General features: G+C 70.5%; 29 protein-coding genes. 19 read left to right on the top strand and 10 right to left on the bottom strand.

Annotated elements, in window-relative coordinates:
* Positions 1-26 precede the first annotated feature (26 nt).
* From OHA61_RS33715 to OHA61_RS33745, 7 genes are all read left to right on the top strand, one after another.
* A complete protein-coding gene (locus OHA61_RS33715) occupies positions 27-878 on the top strand; it encodes a HipA family kinase (RefSeq protein ID WP_406306191.1) in 852 nt (283 codons plus the stop codon).
* Complete coding sequence (locus OHA61_RS33720; protein WP_406306192.1) at positions 875-1,273, top strand: DUF3037 domain-containing protein; 399 nt, start codon at positions 875-877, stop codon at positions 1,271-1,273. The genes OHA61_RS33715 and OHA61_RS33720 overlap by 4 nt, the downstream gene beginning before the upstream one ends.
* 154 nt (positions 1,274-1,427) lie before the next feature.
* Entirely contained in the window at positions 1,428-2,189 is a 762-nt protein-coding gene (gene fabG, locus OHA61_RS33725) for a 3-oxoacyl-ACP reductase FabG (protein WP_406306193.1), read from the top strand.
* A gap of 17 nt (positions 2,190-2,206) precedes the next feature.
* Positions 2,207-2,968: an SDR family oxidoreductase gene (locus OHA61_RS33730; protein WP_406306194.1), complete on the top strand. Its 762-nt coding sequence runs from the start codon at positions 2,207-2,209 to the stop codon at positions 2,966-2,968.
* Positions 2,969-3,084: 116 nt separating this feature from the next.
* Positions 3,085-4,665, top strand: coding sequence for an ABC transporter substrate-binding protein (locus OHA61_RS33735; RefSeq protein ID WP_406306195.1), 1,581 nt, complete (start codon positions 3,085-3,087; stop codon positions 4,663-4,665).
* A 68-nt stretch (positions 4,666-4,733) separates the two neighbouring features.
* Positions 4,734-5,417 (top strand): uracil-DNA glycosylase, encoded by a 684-nt coding sequence (locus OHA61_RS33740; RefSeq protein WP_406306196.1) that lies wholly within the window; start codon positions 4,734-4,736, stop codon positions 5,415-5,417.
* 193 nt (positions 5,418-5,610) lie between these two features.
* Positions 5,611-6,024, top strand: coding sequence for a hypothetical protein (locus OHA61_RS33745; RefSeq protein ID WP_406307573.1), 414 nt, complete (start codon positions 5,611-5,613; stop codon positions 6,022-6,024).
* Between the two features lies 1 nt (position 6,025).
* On the opposite strand, the gene OHA61_RS33750 is transcribed toward OHA61_RS33745, so the two are convergent.
* On the bottom strand, positions 6,026-6,487 hold the full coding sequence (locus tag OHA61_RS33750) for a hypothetical protein (protein ID WP_406306197.1): 462 nt from the start codon (positions 6,485-6,487) through the stop codon (positions 6,026-6,028).
* A gap of 83 nt (positions 6,488-6,570) precedes the next feature.
* Entirely contained in the window at positions 6,571-7,086 is a 516-nt protein-coding gene (locus tag OHA61_RS33755; RefSeq protein ID WP_406306199.1) for a DinB family protein, read from the bottom strand.
* A 149-nt stretch (positions 7,087-7,235) separates the two neighbouring features.
* Between OHA61_RS33755 and OHA61_RS33760 the strand changes: the two genes are divergently transcribed.
* A complete protein-coding gene (locus OHA61_RS33760; protein WP_406307574.1) occupies positions 7,236-8,141 on the top strand; it encodes a Gfo/Idh/MocA family protein in 906 nt (301 codons plus the stop codon).
* Here the strand turns inward: OHA61_RS33760 and lnt are convergent.
* Together lnt and OHA61_RS33770 are read right to left on the bottom strand one after the other, a co-directional pair.
* The gene (gene lnt / locus OHA61_RS33765; protein WP_406306200.1) at positions 8,065-9,684 is read right to left on the bottom strand and encodes an apolipoprotein N-acyltransferase; all 1,620 of its coding nucleotides are present in this window, start codon (positions 9,682-9,684) and stop codon (positions 8,065-8,067) included. The genes OHA61_RS33760 and lnt overlap by 77 nt on opposite strands.
* A gap of 94 nt (positions 9,685-9,778) precedes the next feature.
* Positions 9,779-10,237 (bottom strand): nuclear transport factor 2 family protein, encoded by a 459-nt coding sequence (locus tag OHA61_RS33770; RefSeq protein WP_406306201.1) that lies wholly within the window; start codon positions 10,235-10,237, stop codon positions 9,779-9,781.
* Positions 10,238-10,365: 128 nt separating this feature from the next.
* On the opposite strand from OHA61_RS33770, the gene OHA61_RS33775 reads away from it, so the two are divergent.
* Positions 10,366-10,989 carry a flavin reductase family protein gene (locus OHA61_RS33775; protein WP_389368872.1) on the top strand — a complete coding sequence of 208 codons (624 nt, stop codon included), beginning with the start codon at positions 10,366-10,368 and terminating at the stop codon, positions 10,987-10,989.
* A 23-nt stretch (positions 10,990-11,012) separates the two neighbouring features.
* On the opposite strand, the gene OHA61_RS33780 is transcribed toward OHA61_RS33775, so the two are convergent.
* From OHA61_RS33780 to OHA61_RS33795, 4 genes are all read right to left on the bottom strand, one after another.
* Positions 11,013-12,170 (bottom strand): methyltransferase, encoded by a 1,158-nt coding sequence (locus OHA61_RS33780; RefSeq protein ID WP_406306202.1) that lies wholly within the window; start codon positions 12,168-12,170, stop codon positions 11,013-11,015.
* Between the two features lie 131 nt (positions 12,171-12,301).
* The gene (locus OHA61_RS33785) at positions 12,302-12,475 is read right to left on the bottom strand and encodes a hypothetical protein (protein ID WP_266488392.1); all 174 of its coding nucleotides are present in this window, start codon (positions 12,473-12,475) and stop codon (positions 12,302-12,304) included.
* Between the two features lie 53 nt (positions 12,476-12,528).
* Positions 12,529-13,404 (bottom strand): undecaprenyl-diphosphate phosphatase, encoded by an 876-nt coding sequence (locus tag OHA61_RS33790; RefSeq protein WP_406306203.1) that lies wholly within the window; start codon positions 13,402-13,404, stop codon positions 12,529-12,531.
* A 364-nt stretch (positions 13,405-13,768) separates the two neighbouring features.
* The gene (locus tag OHA61_RS33795) at positions 13,769-14,473 is read right to left on the bottom strand and encodes a TVP38/TMEM64 family protein (protein ID WP_406306204.1); all 705 of its coding nucleotides are present in this window, start codon (positions 14,471-14,473) and stop codon (positions 13,769-13,771) included.
* A gap of 48 nt (positions 14,474-14,521) precedes the next feature.
* Here OHA61_RS33795 and OHA61_RS33800 point away from each other — a divergent pair, with 48 nt between their 5' ends.
* The 5 genes from OHA61_RS33800 to OHA61_RS33820 all read left to right on the top strand — a co-directional run bounded on the left by OHA61_RS33800 (position 14,522) and on the right by OHA61_RS33820 (position 18,983).
* Positions 14,522-15,232: a DNA alkylation repair protein gene (locus OHA61_RS33800; RefSeq protein WP_406306205.1), complete on the top strand. Its 711-nt coding sequence runs from the start codon at positions 14,522-14,524 to the stop codon at positions 15,230-15,232.
* 76 nt (positions 15,233-15,308) lie between these two features.
* Positions 15,309-15,431 carry a hypothetical protein gene (locus OHA61_RS33805; protein ID WP_406306206.1) on the top strand — a complete coding sequence of 41 codons (123 nt, stop codon included), beginning with the start codon at positions 15,309-15,311 and terminating at the stop codon, positions 15,429-15,431.
* 98 nt (positions 15,432-15,529) lie between these two features.
* A complete protein-coding gene (tuf, locus tag OHA61_RS33810) occupies positions 15,530-16,699 on the top strand; it encodes an elongation factor Tu (RefSeq protein WP_406306207.1) in 1,170 nt (389 codons plus the stop codon).
* A gap of 591 nt (positions 16,700-17,290) precedes the next feature.
* Positions 17,291-18,133 carry a patatin-like phospholipase family protein gene (locus OHA61_RS33815; protein ID WP_406306208.1) on the top strand — a complete coding sequence of 281 codons (843 nt, stop codon included), beginning with the start codon at positions 17,291-17,293 and terminating at the stop codon, positions 18,131-18,133.
* A 4-nt stretch (positions 18,134-18,137) separates the two neighbouring features.
* A complete protein-coding gene (locus OHA61_RS33820; RefSeq protein ID WP_406306209.1) occupies positions 18,138-18,983 on the top strand; it encodes a spermidine synthase in 846 nt (281 codons plus the stop codon).
* 42 nt (positions 18,984-19,025) lie between these two features.
* On the opposite strand, the gene OHA61_RS33825 is transcribed toward OHA61_RS33820, so the two are convergent.
* Positions 19,026-20,048, bottom strand: coding sequence for a hypothetical protein (locus OHA61_RS33825; RefSeq protein ID WP_406306210.1), 1,023 nt, complete (start codon positions 20,046-20,048; stop codon positions 19,026-19,028).
* 109 nt (positions 20,049-20,157) lie between these two features.
* On the opposite strand from OHA61_RS33825, the gene OHA61_RS33830 reads away from it, so the two are divergent.
* From OHA61_RS33830 to OHA61_RS33840, 3 genes are all read left to right on the top strand, one after another.
* Complete coding sequence (locus tag OHA61_RS33830; RefSeq protein WP_324983634.1) at positions 20,158-20,595, top strand: DUF4442 domain-containing protein; 438 nt, start codon at positions 20,158-20,160, stop codon at positions 20,593-20,595.
* Between the two features lie 146 nt (positions 20,596-20,741).
* Positions 20,742-21,389, top strand: a complete 648-nt coding sequence (locus tag OHA61_RS33835) for a DedA family protein (RefSeq protein WP_361909260.1) — start codon at positions 20,742-20,744, stop codon at positions 21,387-21,389.
* A 47-nt stretch (positions 21,390-21,436) separates the two neighbouring features.
* Positions 21,437-21,973 (top strand): gamma carbonic anhydrase family protein, encoded by a 537-nt coding sequence (locus tag OHA61_RS33840; protein ID WP_361909257.1) that lies wholly within the window; start codon positions 21,437-21,439, stop codon positions 21,971-21,973.
* 42 nt (positions 21,974-22,015) lie between these two features.
* Here OHA61_RS33840 and OHA61_RS33845 read toward each other — a convergent pair whose 3' ends face one another.
* On the bottom strand, positions 22,016-22,495 hold the full coding sequence (locus tag OHA61_RS33845) for an ATP-binding protein (protein ID WP_324978518.1): 480 nt from the start codon (positions 22,493-22,495) through the stop codon (positions 22,016-22,018).
* 109 nt (positions 22,496-22,604) lie between these two features.
* Between OHA61_RS33845 and OHA61_RS33850 the strand changes: the two genes are divergently transcribed.
* Together OHA61_RS33850 and OHA61_RS33855 are read left to right on the top strand one after the other, a co-directional pair.
* Positions 22,605-25,451: a LuxR C-terminal-related transcriptional regulator gene (locus OHA61_RS33850; RefSeq protein ID WP_406306211.1), complete on the top strand. Its 2,847-nt coding sequence runs from the start codon at positions 22,605-22,607 to the stop codon at positions 25,449-25,451.
* A 334-nt stretch (positions 25,452-25,785) separates the two neighbouring features.
* Entirely contained in the window at positions 25,786-26,523 is a 738-nt protein-coding gene (locus OHA61_RS33855) for an acyltransferase (protein WP_324978515.1), read from the top strand.
* Positions 26,524-26,528 lie beyond the last annotated feature (5 nt).

Here is a 26,528-nt window from a genome sequence, read left to right on the forward strand (position 1 = left end):
GGCCCGCCCGGAAGTACTGTGGGGCAATGCTTTCCGAAGTCACAGCGACCCGCTATGTCACGCCCCTGCGTGAAGGCGGCTCGCTTCCCGGCATCGTCGAGGCCGACGATCTCGGCACGTACGTCATGAAGTTCACCGGAGCGGGACAGGGCCGCAAGACCCTGGTCGCCGAAGTCATCTGCGGACAGCTCGGCAGGCGGCTCGGTCTGCGGGTCCCCGAGCTGGTCACCATCCAGCTCGACCCCGTCATCGGTCTCGGCGAGCCCGATCAGGAGGTCCAGGAGCTGCTGAAGGCGAGCGGCGGGCTGAACCTCGGGATGGACTTCCTGCCCGGTTCGCTCGGCTTCGACCCGCTCGCCTACGAGGTGGACGCCGCCGAGGCCGGCAAGGTCGTCTGGTTCGACGCGCTGATCAACAACGTCGACCGCTCCTGGCGCAACCCCAACATGCTGGTGTGGCACGGCGACCTGTGGCTCATCGACCATGGAGCCACCATGATCTGGCACCACAACTGGCCGGGCGCCGCGGTATCGGCGGCCAAGCCGTACGACGCATCCGACCATGCCCTCGCGCCCTTCAAACCGGACATCGCCGCGGCCGCCGCCGAACTCGCGCCGATGGTCACCGAGGAACTGCTGACCGAGGTCGCCGACGACGTCCCCGACGAGTGGCTGGTCGACGAGCCGGGTTTCGGGACCACCGACGCGGTGCGCAGGGCTTATGTCGAGGCGCTGCTGCCCCGCGCGGCGACGATCCATGAGCGGATCTCGCTGAGCGCGCCCTCCAGGCCCCGGCCCTCGCAGGCACCCGGCTGGCTGACCGGGCGTCCGACCCCGTGGCCGCACCCGACGAAGAGCACGAAGGACGCGGGCCAGTGAGCGAGCGTGATGTCAGCGGGCGTGATGTCTTCGAGTACGCGCTGCTGCGTGTGGTGCCGCGGGTCGAGCGCGGTGAGTGTTTCAACGCCGGTGTGGTGGTCTACTGCCGTGCCAAGTCCTTCGTCGCCGCCCGTACGTATCTCGACGAGGGGAAACTCAAGGCCCTCGACCCGCGTGCCGATGTGACGGGGGTACGCGCAGCCCTGCGGGCCGTCGAGGGTGTCTGCCGAGGCGGCGAGGACGCAGGCCAGGCGGCGCGCGACGACGCGGGACGCCGCTTCCGCTGGCTGATCGCGCCGCGCTCGACCGTCGTACAGCCGGGCCCCGTGCACACGGGACTGACCTCCGATCCACAGGCCGAGGTGGAGAGGCTGCTCGACCTGCTCGTCCGGTAAGTGATTCCGTGAGTGACGGGGCGCACCCGGTGGGCCGTTGACACCGGGTGCCAGGGCTTCTAGCGTCACGTCTGCTGAAGGTACTAAGCGGTCGCTCATCCCTGGGACGTGGGACGTGCCGGGTGAGCCGCATCCAAGGGCGAGGAGAACCAGCATGTCCACCACCGAGCAGCGTGTCGCCGTCGTGACCGGGGCTGCGCGCGGCATTGGCGCAGCCACCGCGGTACGACTGGCGGCCGAGGGCCGCGCCGTAGCCGTACTCGACCTCGACGAGGCGGCCTGCAAGGACACCGTCGAGAAGATCACCGCGGCCGGGGGCAGGGCCCTCGCCGTGGGCTGCGACGTCTCCGACAGCGCCCAGGTGGAGGCCGCCGTCGCGCGCGTCGCCGCCGAGCTCGGCGCGCCGACGATCCTCGTCAACAACGCGGGCGTGCTCCGCGACAACCTGCTCTTCAAGATGAGCGAGTCCGACTGGGACACCGTGATGAACGTGCACCTCAAGGGCGCGTTCCTGATGGCCAAGGCCTGCCAGAAGTACATGGTGGACGCCGGATTCGGACGTATCGTCTCGCTCTCCTCCAGCTCGGCGCTCGGTAACCGCGGCCAGGCCAACTACTCCGCCGTCAAGGCCGGTCTGCAGGGCTTCACCAAGACCCTCGCCAAGGAGCTCGGCAAGTTCGGCATCACCGCCAACGCCGTCGCCCCCGGCTTCATCGTCACCGAGATGACGGCCCAGACGGCCGCCCGCGTCGGCATGGGCTTCGAGGAGTTCCAGGCCGCTGCCGCCACCCAGATCCCGGTCGCGCGCGTCGGGTTCCCCGAGGACATCGCCAACGCCATCGCCTTCTTCACGGGCGACCAGGCCGGCTTTGTCTCCGGCCAGGTCATGTACGTGGCCGGCGGACCGCTCAACTGAATCGGGAGACGACGGACATGACCGCAGAGGTACAGGACAGCGGAAAGGTCGCGCTGATCACCGGCGCGAGCCGTGGCATCGGCTACGGCGTCGCCGAGGCGCTCGTCGCCCGCGGCGACCGGGTGTGCATCACCGGCCGTGGTGAGGACGCGCTCAAGGAGGCCGTGGAGAAGCTCGGCGCCGACCGGGTGATCGCCGTCGCGGGCAAGGCCCACGACGAGGCCCACCAGGCGGCCGTCGTGGAGCAGGTCATGGAGGCCTTCGGCCGCGTCGACTTCCTGATCAACAACGCCGGGACGAACCCGGTCTACTCGCCGATGGCCGAGCTCGACCTGAACGTGGCGCGCAAGGTGTACGAGACCAACGTGATCTCGGCGCTCGGCTTCGCCCAGCAGACCTGGAAGGCCTGGCAGAAGGAGAACGGCGGTGCGATCGTGAACATCGCGTCCGTCGCCGGTCTCTCTCCCTCGCCCTTCATCGGTTCCTACGGCATGAGCAAGGCGGCGATGATCAACCTGACCCTGCAGCTGGCGCACGAGTTCGCGCCGGGTGTCCGGGTCAACGCGATCGCACCGGCAGTGGTCAAGACCAAGTTCGCCAAGGCCCTGTACGAGGGCAGGGAGGAAGAGGCGGCCGCGGCCTACCCGCTCGCGCGCCTCGGTGTGCCCGAGGACATCGGCGGAGCGGCGGCTTTTTTGACTTCTGACCAATCGGACTGGATCACGGGGCAGACGCTGGTCGTCGACGGGGGTATCTTCCTCAATGCCGGGGTGCACTGAGCCCCCTGGACCCTTTTGTTCCTGAATGTGTCAAGTGCCCTGCCGGGCCATCAGATTGACCCGGCAGGGCGCTGCGGTATGGTCGGCCGACCCATGGCTGAACGAGGAGCGTGCACGTGTTCTACCGGACCTGCCTGCAGGCCACTGCAGCCCTAGCGTCCATATCTCTGCTGGCCGGATGCAGCCTGTTTTCGGGTGAGAGCACCGAGCGCGAGCAGAAGATTACGGTCGGTACGATGAGTGAGCCCACGACCCTCGATCCGGCCGCAGCCTGGGACGGCTCATGGGAATTGCTGAGCAATGTCTTCCAGACGCTGGTGAGCTTCCCGTCCGGCAGCGCGGCGCCGCAGCCCGACGCCGCGAAGTCCTGCCGCTTCACTGATGCCAGCAACAAGCTCTTCGAGTGCGAACTGAAGCCTGGCCTGACCTTCTCCAACGGCGACAAGCTCGACGCCGCGGCGGTCAAGTACTCCATCGATCGTATCCGGAAGATCGATGCGAAGGGTGGCCCCAACGGTCTGCTCGGCTCGCTCGACAAGGTCGAGGCCGCCGGGGACCGCATCGTCAAGTTCAGCCTCAAGACTCCTGACGCCACCTTCCCGTTCATCCTCGCCACGCCCGCCATGGCTGTCGTCCCGCCCAAGGAATACCCGGCGGACAAGCTCCGCGAGGACGGCGGGCTGACCGGTTCGGGGCCGTACGTCCTGAGTTCGTACAAGAAGGGCGACCGGGCCGAGCTGACCAAGAACTCCAAGTACGAGGGGTTCGCGAAGCTCAAGAACGAAGCCGTCAGCATCCGCTACTTCCAGGACTCCGACGTGATGGTCGGAGAGCTCAAGAAGAAGAAGATCGACACGATCTACCGCGGTCTCACCGCGCAGGAGGTCGTGAAGTTTCAGTCGAAGCAGCCGGAGTACGACGGCCTCCAGCTCGTCGAGACGGTCGGCGCCGACATCCGCTACCTCGTCTTCAACTCCAAGGACCCGATGGCGGGCAAGCTCGCCGTACGCCGGGCGATCGCCCAGGTCGTCGACCGCGGCGCGCTGGTCGGCAAGGTCTACCAGGGCACGGCCGAGCCGCTGTACTCCATGGTCCCCAAGGGCATTTCCGGCCACACCACCGAGTTCTTCGACCGCTACGGCGAGCCGGACGTGGACAAGGCGCGGGCCATCCTCAAGGACGCCGGTATCACCAAGCCGGTGCCGCTGATGTTCGGGTACTCCTCCGACCGTTACGGCTCCGCCTCCAAGGCCGAGTTCGACGAGCTCAAGCGGCAGCTCGACGCCACCGGCCTGTTCAAGATCACGGTGGAGGGCAAGCCGGAGAAGGACTTCAGGAAGGCCTACCAGGCCGGCGAGTACCCCGTCTTCGGACGCGGCTGGTTCCCCGACTTCCCGGACCCGGACAACTTTGTGGCGCCGTTCGTCGGCAAGAACAACGCGCTCAGCATGCCGTACGAGAGCCCCGAGATCACCGACCAGCTGCTGCCCGCGTCCCGGCGCGAGAGCGACCGCGGTGCGGTCAGCAAGCAGTTCGAACGGGCACAGGAGATCTTCGGCGACGACGTTCGGCTGCTGCCCCTGTGGCAGGGCAAGATGTACGTCGCCTCCAGCGAGGAGATCGGCGGCGGCGAACTCGCGATCAACCCGCAGACGTTCATGCAGATGTGGCAGCTGTACCGCAAGGCCAGCTGGTAGACCCCGTTGTCAGTGGCCCCCGGTAGGTTCTTTTCCCGAGAACTGGTCCCATTCCGGAGGTTGTTGACGTGACCGACACCGACATGCTGCCCAAGTCCTGGCGCGGCGTCCTCGGCGAAGAGCTGCAGAAGCCCTACTTCAAGGAGCTCACCGAGTTCGTCGAGGAGGAGCGGGCCAAGGGGCCGGTCTATCCGCCGCGCGAGGAGGTCTTTGCCGCCCTCGACGCGACACCGTACGACCGCGTCAAGGTCCTGATTCTCGGCCAGGACCCGTACCACGGAGAGGGGCAGGGGCACGGCCTCTGCTTCTCCGTGCGGCCGGGCGTCAAGACCCCGCCCTCCCTGCGGAACATCTACAAGGAGATGCAGGCGGAGCTGGGCCACCCCATCCCGGACAACGGCTATCTGATGCCGTGGGCCGAGCAGGGTGTCCTGCTGCTCAACGCCGTGCTGACGGTGCGGGCCGGCGAAGCCAACTCCCACAAGGGCAAGGGCTGGGAGAAGGTGACGGACGCCGTGATCAGCGCCGTGGCCTCGCGGCCCGACCCCGCGGTGTTCGTGCTCTGGGGCGCCTACGCGCAGAAGAAGCTGCCCCTGATCGACGAGACGCGGCATGTGGTGGTGAAGGGCGCCCACCCCTCGCCCCTGTCCGCGAAGAAGTTCTTCGGCTCGCACCCATTCACGCAGATCAACGAGGCAGTCGCCGCCCAGGGCCACCAGCCCATCGACTGGCGGATCCCGAACCTCGGCTGAGCGTTCGCGCACCCGGCTGACAGGCTCGGGCCCGTGCCCGAGCCTGTGCGGCATTGTCACGGGCTGCGGCTAGCGTCGTGATCCGTGAATCGTCGCATTTCGCGCAATCGCCGCACGGACGTGGGAGGCCGCAGTGAGGGAGCAGCCGGAGGCGTTGGGGGACGCCGTCACCACCCGGATCGGGCAGGCGATCATGCTGTTGCACGGCGGAGACCGTGAGGAGGCCCGCAATCGCTTCGGCGCGATCTGGTCGGAGATCGGTGAGGCCGGTGATGCGCTGCACCGCTGCACCCTGGCGCACTACATGGCGGACACCCAGGACGACCCCGGTGACGAGCTCGCCTGGGATCTGCGGGCGCTGGCCGCGGCGGACGGGCTGAGCGAGGAGCGGCCGGCCCGGCGCGAGACGGCGCACGAGGTGCGTGCCTTCTACCCCTCGCTCCACCTCAACCTCGCCGCCGACTATGTGAAGCTCCAGCACCCCGAGGCCGCGCGGGTCCATCTCGACCGGGCTCGCGCGGCGACGGACGCCCTGGGGGACGACGGATACGGCAACGGCGTCAGGGCCGCGATCGAGCGTCTGGAGGTGCGGCTGCGGGGGGATTAAGTCAATTTCCGTAGACCTCCCGGCAGATCCTGGCTTCGGTGCTGCCGGGGCGCCAGTGGCCGTAGTCCTCGCTCAGCGCACAGACGCCAGGGGGGACGCCGACGGGCACCGGCGCCACAGGCTTCGTGGGCCGTGCAGGGCGCGCGGGCATGTCGCGAGGCCGGGCTGCCGGCTTCGCGGTGGCGGGTTTCGCGGGCCCCGGTCTCGACGGCTTGCGCGGGGCGTCCTCGATGGCGGCGGGCGGCGCGGTCTTCTCGGCCGCCGGGGGCGCGAGGGCCTCCCGCGCCGGGTCCGGTACCCGCTGCGGCCCCACGATCTGCGCCGGACGGCCGCTCCCCGGCGGCGGCAGCGGTGGTGCGGGCGCGGGCCGCGGCTCCACGGCCACGCATCCGGTCAGCACGACGCAGCCGGACAGGGCGAAGGCGGCCATCCCGGCCAGGACGGTTGTTCTCGTTCGGTGCACCTGGCCAACTCTGCTGTGCGCGGCCCGCGTTCACCGTCGTACGCGCAGACAATGGCCCACAAGGGTGACGAGGGAGCCGTCGGTCACTCGCCGGTCGCGCCGTCGATCCGCTCACGGAGAAGGTCGGCATGGCCGTTGTGCCGCGCGTACTCCTCGATCATGTGTGTATAGATCCAGCGCAGATTGAACAGCTCCCCGGTGCGGCGGTCTTTCCCCACCGAGAGCTCATCCAGCGATCGTCCCGCGACCGCCTGCCTGGCCCGCGCGATCTCGGCCTGCCAGGTGGCGTACCCCTCGGCCCAGGTGTCGGCCTCGGTGACATCGAAGTCGCGGTCGGGCTCTTCCTTGGAGTAGTAGATCGGCGCGGGCTCCTCGCCGGCCATGACCACCGGGAACCAGTGCCGCTCGACCTCGGCCATGTGCCGCACCAGGCCGAGCAGACTCAGCGTGGAGGGTGGCGCCGACGCCGTGCGCAGCTGCTCGTCGTCGAGCCCCGCGCATTTCACTTCCAACGTGGCCCGGTGGTAGTCGAGCCAGCCGTCCAGCATGGTGCGTTCATCTGCGGCGAGAGCCGGTTCGGTACGCTCAGGTGTCGTCATGGCGATCATCCTGGAGCACGGACCCACCTGCCGCCAGGCCTTATTCGCCGAGCATTGTGCGCAGCAGCTCTGGCACCGGCAGCGCACGTATGCTGCCGGAGCACACGACGCACACGAAGGACAACCGGCACAGCGCCAAGGAGGCCCCTGTGAAGGTCGGCTGCATCGGGCTCGGCGACATCGCGCGGAAGGCCTATCTGCCCGTGCTCACCACGCTGCCCGGGGTCGAACTGCATCTGCAGACCCGGACCCCCGCCACCCTCGAGCGGATCGCCGAGACCCACCACATCCCGGCCGGGCACCGCCACACCGACCTCGAGTCGCTGCTCGCGCAGGGCCTCGACGCCGCCTTCGTCCACGCACCGACGTCCGTGCACGCCGAGATCGTGGCGCGGCTGCTGGAAGCGGGTGTGGCGACGTACGTCGACAAGCCGCTCGCGTACGAACTGGCCGACTCCGAGCGGCTGGTGGCCCTCGGCGAAGCGCGTGGCGCCAGCCTGGCAGTCGGCTTCAACCGCCGTCTCGCGCCGGGCTACGCCCAGTGCCTGGAGCACCCGCGCGAGCTGATCCTGATGCAGAAGAACCGCGTCGGCCTCGCCGAGGATCCACGCACCCTCGTACTCGACGACTTCATCCACGTCGTCGACACGCTGCGCTTTCTGGCTCCCGGACCGATCGACCACACCGATGTACGGGCCCGGATCGTCGACGGCCTGATGCACCATGTCGTGCTGCAGCTGTCCGGCGACGGCTTCACCGCGATCGGGACGATGAACCGGATGAGCGGCTCCACCGAGGAGATCCTCGAGGTGTCGGGCCAGGACACCAAGCGCGAGGTCCGCAATCTCGCGGAGGTCGTCGACCACAAGGGGCAGCCGAGCGTACGACGGCGGGGCGACTGGGTGCCGGTCGCGCGCCAGCGCGGTATCGAGCAGTCGGTGCTGGCCTTCATCGACGCCGTACGGGCCGGGAAGCTCCTCAGCGCACAGGACGCGCTGCGGACTCATCAGCTGTGCGAGCAGGTGGTGCTGCGAGCCCTGGAGCAGGCCTCCTGAGCGAGCGCACACCCTCGGCGGCGCAGAGCGCGGCGAGGACCGCCAGTGCTCCGTAGACCGGCCAGTCGCCGAACCTGACGAACGGGGTGGTGCCGCGGGCCAGCGGGACGTCGTAGACGGCGGCGGTACTGCTGTCCGTGCCGAGCAGGCGGCCGACCTGGCTGCCGTCGGGTCCGTACACCGCACTGACGCCGGTGAGCGTGGCGTGCACCATCGGCCGGCCGCTCTCGGCCGCCCGCAGCGCCGCCAGCGAGGCGTGCTGCTCGGGCGCCCAGCTCCCCTGGAACGACGAGGTCGCCGACTGGGCGATCAGCAGCTGCGCGCCGTCCCTGGTCAGCCTCCTGCCCATGTCGGGAAACGCCGACTCGAAGCAGACCAGCGGCCCCAGACGCAGTCCGCCCGTACCCTCGCCGGGCAGCACCATCACCACCGGACGGCTGCCGCGCAGCCGGTCCTCGCCGGCAGCCTTGCCGACCGAGGTCGCCCAGCCCAGCAGCTCGCGGGCCGGTATGTACTCACCGAAAGGAACGAGCCGCATTTTGTCGTAGCGATCACCCGTCGGACCCTGTGGGCCCACCAGAACCGAACTCTTGAAGATCCCCGCCCGGCCGTCGCCGTCCTTGCTCCGGGCGTCCACATTGACCAGCAGATCCGCGCCGACCGCGCGCGAGAGCACCGCGATACGGGCCGCCAGATCGGGGCGCTCGCGCAGATCCGCGCCGACGCTGCTCTCGCCCCAGACCACCAGATCGATGTCCTGACCGGCCAGTTGGCGGGTCAGCTCCTCACTGCGGGCGAAGCGCCGCTCGACGCTCTCGAGACCGTCGACGACACCCGGCTGTACGACAGCGATACGGGCCCGCCCCCACGGCTCCGGCTGCGGAAGCCAGAGCCAGACCGCGGTCGTGGTGAGCGCACAGATGACCCCGCCGCCCACCGCTGCCGTCCGGGCTTGCGGCACCGCGATCAGCACCGTCACCACGGTGTTCACCGCCACCACGAGCAGGCTCACCAGCCAGACGCCACCCACAGAGGCGAGCCGCAGCGCGGGGGAGACCTGCCACTGGCTCGCTCCCAGCAACCCCCAGGGGCCGCCCAACCCCTCCCACGACCTGACCACTTCGATCATCAGCCAGCCCGAGGGCACCACCGCCAGAGCGGCGACCGCTCTGGCCGGCCTCGGCCGCCTCCCGGACAGCAGCGACCACACCAGCCACCCCCAGGGCGCCCACAGCAGCCCCAGCAGCGCGGCGATCAGCACGATGAACACATGCAGGCTCGGGATCAGCCAGTGATGCACGGCGATCATGAAGCCGATGCCGCCCAGCCAGCCCTCGACCGCCGCCCGGCGGCCCGTCGGCGCGTCCCGGACCAGGAGCATCCACGGCACCAGCGCGACATACGCGAACCACCACAGCGAGGGTTCGGGAAAGGCCAGAGCGGGCAGCGCACCGGCGGCCACCGCGGCGACGGCCCGCCAGCGCGCAGATGCCGCGAGCTCTCGCGCGCGGGCCCTGCCAGGCCGGCCGACCGGAATCCGCATACCGCGCCTCCTCGTCCGCCCCGCGGCGACCGCGAGCGGTGTCGTCTCCAGTGTGCGCGAGCAGGACCTGCAAGGACAGTGCGCCCGGGGTCGGTCAGACGCCGCCGGGGGCTTCCGGAGCCCGCCGCCACTTCTCGTGGATCACCACGGTGCGCAGCCGCCAGCCCGCGTCCGTACGCAGCAGGCCGAAGGTGTACCGGCCGCCGGAGACGAAGTCGTCCCCCGACTCCAGACGCATCGGGTTCACATAGTCGGCCTGCAGCTCGGCCCGGTCGCCCGGATAGCCGCCCAGGTCCTGAATGTGCAGCCGCCGGTTGACGATGAGGTGCTGGCGTACGGGAAAGAGACGCATCGTCTCGGCCAGCCAGTCGGCTGCCTCGGCGGCCTCGCCCTCGATCCCGCCCGAGCTGCGGTAGTCCGCGCGCCCCTCGGGGGTGAACAGGGCGCGGTAGGCGTCCCAGTCGCCGTCGTCCACCGCCACCGCATAGCTGGTGATCAATTCATCGATGGTCAGTCGGTCCATCACGGTCGCGAGATCCACGCGCTGCGTCATCGGGTCAGTTTCGGGCAGTAAGGGCCCCAGGCCAAGAGCTGTGCACGCCAGTCACCTGCTCTTCACCCGCTCTTGTTCAGCAAACGGTCGATCTGCGCCAGTTCGTCGTGAGGCGCCATACTTCCCCCATGCGCATCGACTACGACCCGGCCCAGTGCGACCGCGACACCTTCTACCGGCTGCTGACCGCCACCGTCGTCCCCAGGCCCATCGCCTGGGTCTCGACAACATCGGCCGACGGCACGGACAACCTCGCCCCGCACTCCTTCTTCACGATCTCGTGCGTGGCACCGCCCGTCGTGCAGTTCACCTCGGTCGGCCGCAAGGACTCGCTGCGCAATGTCGAGGACACCGGGGCCTTCGTGGTCAACTTCGCACCCGAGCCGCTCTTCGAGCAGATCAACGCCACCGCCACCGACTTTCCGCGTGGCATCAGCGAGTTCGACGCGGTGGGCATCGCCCGCGAGACGAGCCTGCGCGTGAAGCCTCCGCGCGTAGCGGCATCGCCGGTGGCCCTCGAATGCGAACTGCACAGCACCGTACGACTCGGCGACTCGACGGTCGTCTTCGGCCGCGTCGTCCATGCCGCGGTCAGCAAGGAAGTGATGGCGGGCGGGCACCCCGAGGTGACGAAGCTGGCGCCGCTCACCCGGCTCGGCAAGGACGAATGGGCACCGCTCGGAGTCGTACGCGAGATCTCCCGCGTTCCGTACGCCGAGTGGCAGGACGGCGCCGACGGCCTGGGCCGCTGAGCCGGGCGGCCGGAGGCTCTGTCCTACTGCCTGACGGCCCGCAGCACCACGAACTTCGGGTCGCCGGCGACGACTTCGCAGTTCCCGAACAGGCGGCGCAGTCTCAGGTGATAGCCGAGATGGCGGTTTCCGACGACCCAGAGCTCGCCCCCGGGCCGCAGGGCGCGGCGGGCCTCGCCGAACATCCGGCGGGCGGCCGTGTCCGTCGTCGCCCGGTGCGAGTGGAACGGCGGATTGTTCAGCACCAGATCGACGGACGCGTCCGGCACACCCGACAGACCGTCGCCCACCAGGAACTCCGCCTTCGTGTCCGACGGGACGTTCTCGCGGTACGTCGCCTCGGCCGAGGAGACCGCCGAGAACGACTCGTCGATGAAAGTCACCGAGGCCGCCGGATTGGCCAGTGCGGCCGCCGTGCCGACCACGCCGTTGCCGCAGCCCAGGTCGACGACCCGCTCCGGACCGTTTCGCTTCGGCAGGCTGCGCAGAAAGAAACGGGTGCCGATGTCGAGGCGCTCGGCGCAGAAGATGCCCGCGTGATTGGTGACACTCCGGCCCGCGAGCACGCCCACGTCGCCGGGCAGCGCATAGCGCAGCGGCCAGGGGCTCGGGGTGCGGGAGAGTCTGGGGTCGGGCGTACAGAAGATGAGCCGCGCCTTCTTCACCGCGAGCGAGGTCCTGGTCGGGCCGAGGATCCGCTCGAACAGCTTCAGCGTCGAGGTGTGGATCTCGCTGACCATCCCGGTGCCCATGACGACCGTGTCCGCGTGCACGGCGGGCGCGAGGCGGTGCAGCTGGTCCTCCAGCAGCGCGAGGCTCTTGGGCACCCGGATCAGCAGTACGTCGATACGCTCCGGCGGCAGGTCCCTGACCGACCGGAGGCATGCCGCGTCCACGTCGATGCCGTTGCGGGCCAGATTCGCCCGGGTCGCCTCCTGGCCGAGGAAGGAGTCCGTGATCTGTACGGGCCGGTGGGCTGCGAGCGAGGTGGCGAGGGCGCCCCAGCGGTCCCCGACGACGACCAGCGTGCCGTTCAGGTCCGTGGGCGCGGCGTCGTCGATCCCCTTGAGCTGCCGCAGAAGGTACTCGTCGGCGGCGTCCCAGGCGCGGAGGGTGTCGCGGGGGTCCTCGGGGAAGCGGGCGAGCTCGAAGCCGCCCCATGACGTCGTCAAACGGTTCATTGTGCACTCAGGCTAGCCGAGCCCCCGATCAAGCCGAGCGCTCCTGGCCTGCCCGCCCTGCGCTCAGGCCCTGTCCGGCCGATCTTGCCGGGCTCGCCGGCCTGATCGACCGGACAGGACCTAGGCCTGACCTAGGCGGCGTGCTGCACGTCCCCGAGCGCGGCCGCGGCCCACTCCACCACCAGTGCCTCGTACTCCGGGCGCCGGTCGTCGGGCAGCTCGCCGTCCGCCCATAGCTCTCGGATCCGGGCATTGAGCTCGGCGGCGGACAACGCGGTTTCTGACTCGCGGGACAAGGGGGACATGCAGACAGGCTAAGGCCTGGGTACGACAGCCGTCAGTCCCGCGTCAACGCGCCTCAGCCGCCCGACTCACCCGCGTGCGGGCTCAGCGCATCCGTTCCGACCAGGATGAACAGCAGGATTCCCAGCAGAATGCGGTAGATCACGAAGGGCATGAAGCTCTTCGTAGTGATGAACTTCATGAACCATGCGATCACCGCGTAGCCCACGGCGAAGGCGATGATCGTCGCGAAGAAGGTCTGCGGCCAGTCCACATGCCCGCCCTCGCTCGCGTCCTTCAGCTCGAAGGCGCCCGAGGCCAGTACGGCCGGGATGGCCAGCAGGAACGAGTAGCGAGCCGCCGCCTCGCGCGTGTAGCCCATCAGCAGACCGCCGCTGATGGTCGCGCCCGAGCGCGAGACGCCCGGAATCAGGGCCATCGCCTGGCAGGCACCGTAGATCAGACCGTCCTTGACACTCAGTTCCTGCAGCGTCTTGCGCTGCTTGGCGGCCCGGTGCTTGCCGCCCTGCTCGTCACGGGCGGCAAGACGGTCGGCGATGCCGAGGACTATGCCCATCACGATCAGGGTCGTCGCGATCAGCCGCAGATCCCGGAACGGGCCCTCGATCTGGTCCTTGAACGTGACGCCGAGCACACCGATCGGGATCGAGCCCACGATGACCAGCCAGCCCATCTGGGCGTCGTGGTCACTGCGCAGCTCCTTGTTCGTCAGGGAACGGAACCAGGCGGAGACGATGCGTGCGATGTCCTTGCGGAAGTAGATGAGGACGGCCGTCTCGGTGCCGATCTGGGTGATCGCGGTGAAGGCGGCGCCCGGGTCCTCCCAGCCGGCGAAAGCGGCGGTGAGCCGCAGATGCGCGCTGGAGGAGATCGGCAGGAACTCGGTCAGTCCCTGGACGAGCCCGAGGATGAATGATTCGAACCAAGACATCGAAAACTACGCCACCCAAGAAATGATCACGGTCTGACGGCGCGTAGCGTTCCCGATCATGCGCCAGGTCTCAGGAAGCCTAGCGTCCCCCGATCGGCGGCAATCTCGCAGCCCCTGTCAGCGCCCGCACCGGGCCCCGCCCCGTCGGCGTCTCTGGAGCCGCGAGCCACCGTCCGCGATTCCGGCGACGACGTCCCCCGTTCAACGGCCGGACGTGGCCCACGCCTTGGTGCGCGGCCCCGCGCGCAGTCCACTCCTCCCACGCCAACTGGGCGGTGGTGGCGAGCAGATGAGGCAGCGGGGAGCCATGGACCGTAAGCCCGGGTCCAGCAATACCTTGCCCCTGACCGTCTGTGTGCCCGGTCTAACGCCCTCGCAGCCGGTGCCGCTTGCACCAGGCGACCCAGGCCGCGGCCAGCCCCGTCACCACGATGAAGCCCATCGCGATCAGGAACGCCGGGGACGTCGGCGAGCCCGCCCGGCTGCCCGCGACCACATAGGCCGCCGTGTTCGGGATCGAGCCGATTGCCGTCGCCAGCAGAAAAGGGACATAGCGCATACGGGAGACGGCGGCGCAGTAGTTCGCCGCGGCGAAGGGCACGCCGGGGAAGAGCCGCACCGCCAGCATCGAGCGGAAGCCGTGCTTGCTCAGCTGGGTGTCGGCCGCCTTCAGCCAGCGCCCCCGCAGCAGCGGCCGCAGCGCGTCCTGCCCGAGCAGTCGCCCCAGCGCGAACGAGATACCCGCACCCAGCACCGTTCCGGCAAGGGCCGAGACGAACCCGGCCTGCGAGCCGAAGAGCGCGCCCGCCGCCAGATTGAGCAGCGGGCGCGGCACGAAGGCCGCGGTGCACGCCCCGTACGCGACGCCGAACAGCACGACCGCGGCAGCCCCGCTCAGCTGCGGCGGCCAGCCCGCCGAGAGCAGCCGCTGCGGCTCGTACAACACCACCGTCACCGCGGCGGCGGCCAGCATCGCCACGAGCAGCGACAGCCGCGACCACGGGGAGAACAGCGCCCTCGTGCAGCGCACGGCGAGGCCCGATGCGGGCCGGGGGACGGGGTCGAGCATCCGGGGAGAGTAACCGACACGGGATGTGATCGCCGTAATGTGAGCCGCATGACCCCGGTCCACCCGCCCGCCGTCCCGCACAGCGAGCTCGCCGACACCGTCCTTGCGCGCCTCACCGCCGTGTACCCGACCGGCGCCGATGCGGTCAGGGCCGAGTCGGCCGCCGCGTACATGAAGGGCATCGCGCCCTTCCTCGGGCTCTACACCGGCACCCGCCGCGAGCTCTCCCGCAGCGTTCTCGACGGCACCGCCGTCCCCGACGAGGCCGACTGCACCGCGATCGCCCTGCGCTGCTGGGAGCTGCCCGAGCGCGAGTATCACTACTTCGCCGTCGACTATCTGCGCCGTCATGTGAAGCGCTGCTCCTCCGGTTTGCTGCCGGTCGTACGCCATCTCGTCGTCACCGTCTCGTGGTGGGACACCGTCGACGCGCTCGCCGCACATGTCGCCGGACCGCTCGTGAGCGCCGATCCCGGGCTGAGGTCCGTCATGGACAGCTGGATCGAGGACGACGACCTGTGGGTCGCGCGCACCGCGCTGCTCCATCAGCTCCGCTACAAGGACGCGACCGACACGGAACGGCTCTTCGCCTACTGCCTGCGCCGCGCCGACCACCCCGACTTCTTCATCCGCAAGGCGATCGGCTGGTGCCTGCGCGAGTACGCCAAGACCGATGCCGACGCGGTACGCGACTTCGTCGAGCGGCACCGGGACCGGCTCGCGCCGCTGTCCGTACGCGAGGCGCTCAAGAACGTGTGACCTGCTGAACAGGTACAACTCCCGCGCGGGGAAAACCGTTCGACGCGGCGAAGCGCCCTGAGCGATCATCGTCGACATGTTCCGGTACGCCTTCCTCGCAGCGCCGTCCGCAGTCGCGGACGCGCCGAAGGCTGCCGCATTCCCCGCAGCGGCCGCAGCCGTCGCTGCCGCAGCGCCCCTCGACAGCGCCCGAAGCTGACCCTTCCCGGATCGTCCGGCGGACCCCACAGGGGGAGGGTCGGCAAGGCCCAGGGGTCCCACCACGCTTCGAGTTCCGAGGAAACCGAGGAAACAGCCATGCCCAAGACGGCATACGTGCGCACCAAGCCGCACCTCAACATCGGCACCATGGGCCACGTCGACCACGGCAAGACCACACTCACCGCCGCCATCACCAAGGTCCTCAGCGAGCGCGGGACCGGCACCTTCGTGCCGTTCGACCGGATCGACCGGGCTCCCGAGGAGGCGCAGCGCGGCATCACCATCAACATCGCGCACGTCGAGTACGAGACCGACACCAGGCATTACGCGCACGTGGACATGCCGGGCCATGCCGACTACGTCAAGAACATGGTCACCGGAGCCGCGCAGCTGGACGGGGCGATCCTCGTCGTCTCGGCGCTCGACGGGGTCATGCCGCAGACCGCAGAGCATGTCCTGCTCGCCCGCCAGGTGGGCGTCGACCACATCGTCGTCGCCCTGAACAAGGCGGACGCGGGCGACGACGAGCTCACCGACCTGGTGGAGCTGGAGGTCCGCGAGCTGCTGACGGCCCATGGGTACGGCGGGGATGCCGCGCCGGTGGTACGGGTCTCCGGGCTCAGGGCGCTGGAGGGCGACCCACGCTGGACGGCCGCCGTCGATGCGCTGCTCGACGCCGTCGACACGTATGTGCCGATGCCCGTCAGGTACACGGACGCGCCGTTCCTGCTCCCGGTGGAGAACGTGCTCACCATCACCGGGCGCGGCACGGTCGTCACCGGCGCCGTCGAGCGGGGCACGGTCCGCGTCGGCGACCGCGTCCAGGTCCTCGGCGCGGACACCGAGACGGTCGTCACGGGTCTGGAGACCTTCGGCAAGCCGATGGAGTCCGCGGAGGCCGGTGACAACGTCGCCCTGCTGCTGCGAGGCATGGCGCGTGACGCGGTCCGGCGCGGCCATGTGGTGGCGGCGCCCGGCAGCGTCGTGCCGAGTCGGCGCTTCACGGCGCAGGTGTACGTCCTGTCCACCCGGGAGGGCGGCCGTACGACGCCGGTCTCCACCGGCTACCGGCCGCAGTTCTACATCCGCACGGCGGACGTCGTCGGCGACGTCGACCTCGGCGAGGTGGCGGTCGCCCGGCCCGGCGACACGGTCACGATGACCGTGGAGCTGGGCCGCGACATCCCCCTGGAGCCGGGCCTCGGCTTCGCGATCCGCGAGGGCGGCCGCACGGTGGGCGCGGGGACGGTGACGGAACTGGTGTGACTGCGGGGTGGGCCGCGGCGGCGAGGCGCGCCGGCTGCGCGGGGCGGCAGCGTGTCGCCGGCTGCCGCGTCCCGCCTCCTGCACCCTGCGGGAGGGAGCGCCGGTTCGGCGGGCGGCGAGGTGCGGTCGGTTTCGCCGCGCGGCTTGGCGCGAGCCGCGCGACGAGGCTGGCGGTGGGGGCGTGGGGGCGTCAGCCCCCGTCCCACCCCGCCGCACCCCAGGAGGCGGTATCCGGTACCCGCCGCGATGGGCCGCGGCGTCGGCGTCCGCTTCTCTGCCCGCCCGCACCCGCGGGAGGGCGGCGCCCGTTCCCACCTGGCGGGGATGCGAGGTGCACCGCGGAGTCGGCGCCCCCGCGGTAGGGCGTCAGCCCCCACGGCCGCCTCTTGCACCCTGCGGGAGGCGATCGGCCAGGCAGCGGCGTGCGTGATTCGGGCCGCGAAGCCGGCGTCCCCGGGGGTGCGGCCTGCGCTTCCCCCACCGGCGCCCGCGTCGCCGCGAAGGCCGGCGCCCCGGGGGCGTGGGGGCGTCAGTCCCCGCGTCCCAGCCCCGCCGCACACCGCGGGACGCGGTCGCGCCAGACTGACTCCCATGGCTGACACGGCAGTTGTACTCGGCGCCGGCGGAATCACCGGCGTGGGCTGGGAGATCGGCATCCTCCACGGACTCGCCCGCGCGGGCGTGGATCTGACCACCGCCGACCTCCTCGTCGGCAGCTCCGCGGGCGCGGTCGTCGCCGCCCAGGTCGCTTCCGGCAGGCTGGGCCTCGCCGGGCTGTACGAGCGCCAGCTCGCCCCTCCGGAAGGCGAGAGTGCCGCCCGGTTCGGTCTTTCGATGACGCTGACGTACGCACGGGCGATCCTCTCGTCCCGTACACCCGAGGAGTACGGACGCAAGCTCGGCAGGTTGGCACTCGCCCGCGACACCGGCGACGAGGCGTCCCGCCGCGAGGTGATCGCCCGGCGGCTCCTCTCACACACATGGCCGGAGCGGCGCCTGCTCGTCACCGCCGTCGACGCGCTCACGGGCGCGTTGACGACGTACGACAAGGACAGCGGGGTACCGCTCGTCGACGCCGTGGCGGCCAGCTGCGCGGTCCCCGGTGTCTGGCCGCCGGTGACCATCGATGGCCGCAGGTGGATCGACGGGGGCGTGCACACCACGGCCAATGCCCATCTCGCCGCCGGTTACGAGCGGGTGGTCGTCCTCGCGCCCATCGCCTACGGCACGAAGGCCATGGCCTCCCCCCGCGCCCAGGCCGCGCAGCTCGCCGCGGCGGGCGCCCGTGTCGAGGTCATCACCCCGGATGCCGCCGCCAGGAAGGTCATCGGCCGCGGCCGGCTGGACCCGGCGCTGCGTGCCCCCGCCGCCCGTACCGGGCTGGCCCAGGCCGCCGCGCACGTCAAGGCCGTCGCCGCGGTGTGGGCACAATGAGACGGTGAACGAGCAGCTACCCGTCATCCGCGAGGTTGACCGCGGCACCGCCAAACTGATGCCGGACATCGACCGGGACCGGGCCTGGCTGCTGACGGTGGACGGTGCGCCCCAGTCGTATGTCGACCTGGACGCGCCCACCCACCTGGAGTTCGAGTACGCGCAGCGCCTCGGTCATGTCGTCGACTGCGCCGCGGACGAGGGCGTCCCTGTCGACGTGCTGCATCTGGGCGGCGGGGCGCTGACCCTGCCGCGTTATGTGGCCGCGACCCGGCCCGGCTCGCGCCAGGACGTCGTGGAGGCGGACCGCGGACTGCTGGCGCTGGTCGCCGAGCAGTTGCCGCTGCCCGCGGGATCGGGGATCGAGGTGCACGGCGCAGATGCCCGCGCCTGGGTCGAGGCGGCTCCCGCGGACTCCGTGGACATACTGATCGGCGATGTCTTCGGCGGCTCGCGCGTACCCGCCCATCTCACATCGGTCGAGTACGCGCGTGCCGCCGAACGCGTCCTGCGGTCCGGCGGAATCTACGCCGCCAACCTGGCCGACGGCGCGCCCTTCGCCTTCCTGCGCTCCCAACTCGCCACATTCGCCTCGGTGTTCACGGAGCTGGCGCTGATCGCCGAACCCTCCGTGCTGCGCGGGCGGCGATTCGGCAACGCGCTGCTGCTCGCCTCGCAGACCCCCATCGACACGGCGCCCCTCGCCCGCCGCACCTCCGCCGACGCCTTTCCGGCGCGGCTGGAGCACGGCTCATCGCTGACCCGGCTCATCGGGGACGCGAAGGTCGTACGGGACGCGGACGCGGTGGCGTCACCCGAGCCGCCCGACGGCGCCTTCAGCATCGGGTGAGGCGGCCGGACAGACCCGCTGCCGGCCGCACTGCCGAACGGATCAGTCGGTGGGCGTTCCCGCCAGCCGGACCGTGCTCAGGATCTGCGCGATGGTCGCGTCCGGGACCTCGTCCTTGACACCGGTGTTGGCGTACAGGACCCAGCTCGCGAAGTCACCCTTGCTGTTCTTGAAGGTGAACGCGATCGACTTGCCGTCGGTGCTGCACTTGTTGGTCTTCTTCACGCCGAGCGCGGTGGCCGTGGCGACGCTGCCGGTGAGCCCGGACTTGGTGGTGTAGGGCTTCGCCTTGGTGATCTTGACCGTGCCCTTGGGCTCCTTCTGCGCGTAACCAGCCCAGACCCAGTTGCCCGCCTCGTTGTAGGCGCCGGTGGCGGTGTCGGTCGCGCCCTTGCCGCCCTTGGTGCCGGTCGAGCTCAGGCCCCACTGCTCGGGCTTGCCGTCCTTGTCGGTGTCGAACGTGCACCACTTGGACTTGTAGTGGGCCGGGGCCGACATGACGACGACGGGCGAGCCGTCGTTCTTCTTCTCGTCCTCGAAGAAGGTGCTCACGCTGGAGCCGGCGACTTCCCAGGTGGGCGGGACGTCGAACTGGGTGCCGCGCTTGGGGTTGGTGACGACCTTCCAGCCCGCGATGAGCGGCTTGGCGTCCTCGCCGCCGCGCGGGTTCTCGGTGGGTGAAGCGGGCGCCGTGCTGGGCTTGTTGGCGGTGGGCGTCTTCGAGGCGCCGACCTTGCTGCCCTCGTCGCTGGTGCCCTTGTCGTCGTCCTTGAGCACGATGACGCCGGTGACGACCGCGGCCGCGACGACAGCCGTGGCCGCGACGATCGCGACGATGGTCGTCTTCTTCTTGTCGTCCTGCGGCGGCTGCGGCGCACCGGGCGGCTGGCCGGGCACGGCGTACTGCGGCACCGTCGGCTGCTGGTACGGATTGGGCTGCTGGTAACCCGGTTGCTGGTATCCCGGCTGCTGATAGGGATTCGGCTGTTGGTACCCCGGCTGCTGGTACGGGTTCTGGTCCTGCGGGTTCTGCTCGCCCCCGGGCGGCTGCTGTCCTGGCCACATGGCGAGTAACGATAGAGGTGCGGTGCCACGGGTGCCACGTCCGCCCCCGCCAGGGGATGGCCAATACTGCTACTCATGGGTAACATCGCCGTCCATGAGCGCTGATCAGATGTCAGTCGGCGAGATGCTCGCCGCCACGGTCCCCATGGCCCGGACCCTCAACCTGGAGTTCCTTGAGACCACCGCTGAGCGGGCCGTCGTCCGCATGCCGGACCAGGGCGACTTCCACAACCATGTCGGCGGACCGCACGCCGGAGCGATGTTCACACTCGCCGAGACCGCGAGCGGTGCCATCGTCATCGCCGCCTTCGGCGACCAGATGAACCGTGCCGTACCGCTCGCCGTCAAGGCGGAAATCGGCTACAAGAAGCTGGCGATGGGCGTCGTCACCGCGACCGCCACGCTCGGCCGCCCGATCGCCGATGTCGTCGCCGAACTGGACGCGGGGGAGCGCCCGGAGTTCCCCGTCGAGATCGCCATCCAGCGCGCGGACGGCGCGGTGACCGGCGAGATGACGATCGTGTGGACGCTGCGCCCCAACGCCTGAGCGTGGCGGCCGAGCTCACTGCCCGAGCTCACTGCCGCACACCGCGTGAGCGCACTGCCTGAGCGCCCGAGGTAGGCTGCCCGGCGTGCGCCGACGCGGGCGCACGCCGGGGAGCCCGCGCCCGGTGACCTCGGGAGGAACCGGCGTTGCACGTCCAGGAGTGGCTCGAGACCGTCCCTGCGGTCAGCATCTACCTCCTGGTGGGGGTGGTCATCGGCCTTGAGAGCCTCGGCATTCCGCTGCCGGGCGAGATCGTCCTCGTCAGTTCTGCCCTGCTCGCCTCGCAGCACGGCGAGATCAATCCGTACATCCTCGGCGCCTGTGCCTCGGCCGGCGCGATCATCGGCGACTCCATCGGCTACGCCATCGGGCGCAAGGGCGGCAGACCTCTGCTGGCCTGGCTCGGCGGGAAGTTCCCCAAGCACTTCGGTGAGGCGCAGATCGCCATGGCGGAGCGGTCCTTCGAGAAGTGGGGCATGTGGGCCGTCTTCTTCGGCCGCTTCGTCGCCCTGCTGCGTATCTTCGCCGGGCCGCTCGCGGGCGTGCTGCGCATGCCGTACTGGAAGTTCCTCATCGCCAACGTCTTCGGCGGCATCCTCTGGGCGGGCGGTACGACCGCCGTCATCTACTCCGTGGGTGTGGTCGCCGAGGCCTGGCTCAAGCGGTTCTCCTGGCTGGGGCTCGTCCTCGCCGTGCTGATCGGCCTCACCTCGATGCTGGTGCTCAAGAGCCGTGCCAAGAAGGCGGCCGCGCAGGCGAAGGCCGAGCCGGAGCCCGTGCCCGCCTCCGACTGACCCGCAATACGCGAAGGACTGACGAGAAGAACCGAGGAGAGACGGCGATGGCAGCAGGAAAGGCACTGATCGCGGCAGTGGGCGGCAAGGAGCCGAGCATCGCGCCCGACGCCTTCACCGCTCCCACTTCCGTCGTGATCGGTGAGGTCACCATGGCCCCGGGCTCCAGCGTCTGGTACCACACGGTGCTGCGCGCGGACTGCGGCCCGATCGTCCTGGGCGCCGACACCAACATCCAGGACAACTGCACGGTCCACGTCGACCCCGGCTTCCCGGTCACCGTCGGCGAGCGCGTCTCCGTCGGCCACAATGCCGTGCTGCACGGCTGCACCGTCGAGGACGACGTACTGGTCGGCATGGGCGCCACCGTCCTCAACGGCGCGCACATCGGCGCCGGTTCGCTGATTGCCGCGCAGGCGCTCGTACCGCAGGGGATGCGCGTACCGCCCGGCTCGCTCGTCTCGGGCGTGCCCGCAAGGGTCAAGCGTGAGCTGACCGAGGAGGAGCGGGAGGGCATCAAGCTCAACGCCTCGATGTATCTGCTGCTGGCCAAGGGGCATCGCGAGGCGACGGAAACCGGCTGAAGTCCCGCCGGGTTCCCGTCCGCTCGACGCGGCCGCAGGCCGCTACACCGGGGGTCCGCCGGAAGAGGCGGGCATGACAATCTCGGCCGCCACCACGCTGCCGGCTTCCAGCCTGCGCGTGGTGGTCCGTGTCGCGAACGCGTCGACGAGCCGGAGACCATGACCGAGGTCGGCGTGGGCGTCCAGCGGCTCCTGCCGCCGTACTGAGCGGTGCTTCCAGCTGCCGCCGTCCCTGACCTCGGTCGTCAGGGTGTTCCCGCGGACCCTGATGGCCACTGCGACCCACGAGCTGCCGCTGTGCAGCACCACATTGCTGACCAGCTCGGTGACGATCACCGCAAGTGCCTCGTGGAAGTCGTCGTGCAGTCGCCACCGCTGCGCGACGGCGCGGGCGAAGTGCCTCAGCGTGCGCGCGGCTTCCGGCGTCGCCGACATCGCACACTGGGCCAGTCCCGAAATTCCGCCATACGGCATCCGGCCGGAAGGCGGACGGTGGGGGGACTCCTCTGCTGATGCGATCACTGTCGGCTCCTTTTGCCCAGGTGGTGCCCGGGCGCTGGGTCTAACCTCGTGGGCAGCGCACACTCGGCGCAATTGGGGAGACTGAAGTACGGATACCTAAAGAAATGAAATGCCCGGAAATGTCGAGGAGGGTGAGCCGGTGAACACGCTCGGTGACGACGCCTGGGAAAGGTGGCTGAAACAGACCCTCGACCGTCCCACTCGCCAGCCGGCCCTGCTCCTGATCGAAGGAAAGGCAGGAACCGGCAAGAGCCGACTGGTCGACCGGCTGCTCGATGCCTCCGAGACGGGCCCGCGCCCACGCGTCGTCCTGACCTTCACCGCTTCCGGCACCGCACTGGCACATCACCCGGCCCATCCGCCCCGCCCCGAGACGGGCAACGACCGGACCACCGGGCGCACCCGTATCGAGCCGCCCCCGCAGTCGCCGCGGATCTGTCCGGACGCCGCCGCGCTGGCCGTGGAACTGGCGTCCCTGGTCGAATCCGGCGGCCCCGTACTGCTGATCGCCGAAGACGTGCACCGCGCCGACCCGGGCAGCCAGGACCTGCTGCGGCGGCTGCTGGAACGGCCGCCCGCGGGACTCGCGGCCGTGCTGGTCTACCGGCCCGAGGAGCTGGCCGAACCCGGTCTGGTGCTGGGCAGACCTGTGAGCTACCCGGCCGGGCTGTCCCTGCTGCGCATACGACGCGAACCACTGGACGCCGACGAGGTGCGCCGGCTGGTCGAGGAGCGGCTGGGCCCCGAAAGCTGCCCGCCGGAACTGGTCGCCCGCATCCACGAGCGCTCCGCGGGAGTCCCGCAGGTCGTCGTCGACCTGGTGCGCCAGCTGGAGGACGTGTGCGGCCCGAAGGAGCGCTACACGGCACGGGACGTGGACGCCACGGGCACTCCCGTACGGCTGGCCGAACTGGTCCTCGGCCGCCTGGCCGCGCTGTCACCGGAGCACCGGGCCGTCCCGCGCGCGGCGGCGGTACTGGACGAGCCCGGCAGCGCCGATGACCTGTACGCGGTCGCCGCGCTGCCCGCCGAGACCGGCCGCGAGGCACTGATGGCCGCCCTGCGCGGAGCCGTACTCCAGGAGACCGGCAGTGATGTGTACGGATTCCCCTCACCGCTCGCCGGCACGGCCGTCTACGAGGAGCTCCCCGGGCCGTTGCGCCAGGACATGCACCGCCGGGCCGCCGCCGTCCTCGCCCGTCGCCACCCCGTGCCCTGGGCGCGGCTCGCCACCCACCGGCACCGCGGCGGTCAGCTGCGCGGCTGGCTGAAGGCAGTCGAGCGTGCCGCAGAGCAGTGTGCCGAGGCCGGCGAGCACCAGACGGCGATGGACCTGCTGGAACACGCCCTGTCCCACCCGTCGGTCCCGCGCGAGGTGCGTGCCAGGCTCGCGCCGCTGCTGGCCCACAGCGCGGTGCTCGGGCTGCACACCGACCAGACCGTCGAGGTGCTGCGCCAGATCCTCGACGACCAGTCCCTGCCCCCGGCCGTACGCGGTCAGATCAGGCTCGACCTGGGACTCGTCCTGTACAACCAGGCCGGTATGGGCCTGCAGGGCTGGGTGGAACTGGAGCAGGCGGCCGACGAGCTGGCGGAACGTCCGGCCCTCGCCGCGCGCGCCATGTCGGCGCTCGCCATGCCCGTGATGTCCGCGGTCCCGCTGGAACGCAATCTGCACTGGCTGGAGAAGGTCCAGAAGATGGCGGCCCGCAGCGACGACCCCGAAGTGCGCACGGCGGTCGCCGCCAACTGCATCGCCGTACAGCTGGAGATCGGGGACCCCACGGCCTGGGACGTGCTGGAGCGGCTGCGCGAGGAGACCGATCACCCCGACCGGCTCCCGCACGTGGCGCGCGGGCTGGTGAACGCGGCGGACGCCTCCCTGTGGCTGGGACATCTGCAGCGCGTGGGGGACCTGCTGGAAGAGGGGCTGGATCTGGCGGCCCGCAGCGGAGCCTCGTACGTCGAACAGGACGGGCGTGGCAGCGTCCTCCTGCTGGACTGGATCAACGGCCGGTGGGAGGGGCTTGCCGCCCGGGCGCGGGCCTTCGTCGCCGAGACGGGCGTCATGCCCGGGCCGGCGGCCGACGCCCGGATCGTCCTCGGCATGCTCGCCCTGGCCCAGGGCGAGTGGCAGCAGATGGCGGCATGGCTGTCGGGCGACGGGCATCCGCTGCCCGTCGGCTCACCGCTGCCGCATGTGGCCGCCGCCGCCGGTGCGCTGGTGCGTACCGCCATCGCCCGCGGCGACATCGACACCGCGGCCTCCGAGGCGGCCGACGCCTGGGACCGACTGCGTGACAAGGGCGTCTGGGTCTGGGCCTCGGAGCTCGCGCCCTGGGCCGTCGAGGCGACCGCACGCGCGGGCCGGGCGCAGCTGGCCTCGGACATGGTCGCCGAGTTCGAGGCGGGCCTGAAAGGCAATCTCGTACCGGCGGCCGCGGCCGCACTCCAGTGGTGCCGTGGCGTCCTGCTGGAGACGGCGGGCGAGCCGGCCCGGGCGGTGCCCCACTTCCGTGAAGCAGCGGCCCTGTACACCGAGATGCCCCGCCCGTACGTGGCCATCCTCACCACCGAGGCCGCCGCGCAGTGCGTGCTGGAGGCGGGCCGGGGCACCGAAGCAGCCGCTGCCGTCGAGGAACTGGCCCTGTGCGTGCAGCAACTGACCGACCTGGGGGCGGGCTGGGACGCGGCACGCGTACGGGCGACGCTCCGAGCCCATCAGCCCGCCCCCGAGCAGCGCCCCCGCGGGCGCCCGAGCTACGGGGACCAGCTCTCCCCGCGTGAGCAGGAGGTCGTGGACCTGGCATCCGCGGGGCTCACCAACCGTGAGATCGCCGCTACGCTGCATCTGTCGCCGCGTACCGTGGAGCAGCATGTCTCCCGGGCCCGCCGGAAGCTCGAATCGCAGTCCCGGCAGCAGCTCAGCCGGTCGAGGAACAGCCGCCCGGTCTGATTTTTTTGCGTATCCGTAGATCGCGTTCACGGATAGGCGCTCGTCCGCCTGCGGCATACCTTCCAGGCACCGGAATGCGGATCGCACCGTTGCCGTGTCTTGTAGCGGCAGTCAGAGTGCCCGCTTCGGTGCTGTGCCCGGGATGCCGGAAGGCCGGGGCGAGCGCGGGCCACGTCCCCACCGCGGTGGCCGCCTCGTCCAGACAGAGGGGTCCGGCCCCGGGCACAGCCTGTCGTCCCTGACGGCTGATCAATACCCTTGTGTGACGCGGCGTGGGGCGAACATCACAGCGCGCGGCCGTGATCAGGCCGGGCGGGCCGACTACCGTGTGCGGGTGCCCCGGAACAGAAACACGTTCTCATCGCTGGCCGCCTGGCGGCGGCGCGTCCTCACGCGCGCCGTCCAGCGCGGCTGGCGCTGGGTGCAGGAAACAGGCGCAGTCACGGCGGAGCACCCCGGCCCACTGCGCTTTCGCCGGCTCGGCTCCGGCACCCGGCTCGCCTTCCCGCAGGGCACCGTCTTCGGCGAGGCGTGGATCGAGCTCGGCGACCACTGCATCATCGCCGAACAGGTCACCCTCACCGCGGGGATGATGCCCGGTCTCGACCTCGGCGCCGACCCCATACTGACGCTCGGTGACGGTGTCGTCCTGGGCCGCGGCAGCCATGTCATCGCCGACACCAGGGTGACGATCGGCTCGGACACGTACTGCGGGCCGTATGTCTACATCACCTCGACCAACCACAGCTACGACGATCCCCATGAGCCGGTCGGCAAGCAGTGGCCCCGCACCGAGCCGGTCGAGATCGGTCCCGGCTGCTGGCTGGGCACCGGTGCGGTGATCCTTCCCGGCGCGCGGCTCGGCCGCAATGTGGTGGTCGCGGCGGGCGCTGTCGTCCGCGGCGAGGTCCCCGACCACTCGGTGGTCGCCGGGGCTCCCGCCCGGGTCGTACGCAGCTGGGACCCGGTCCGCGGCTGGCAGCCCCCGCTGCGCACGCCCGCTCCCGTGCCGATCCCGGAAGGCATCACCTCCGAGCAGCTGCTGGCGCTCGCGGAGCTGGAGGAGAGCTGACCGCG

Origin of the sequence: Streptomyces sp. NBC_00885, assembly GCF_045207475.1 — a bacterium.
Classification (GTDB): Bacteria; Actinomycetota; Actinomycetes; order Streptomycetales; family Streptomycetaceae; genus Streptomyces.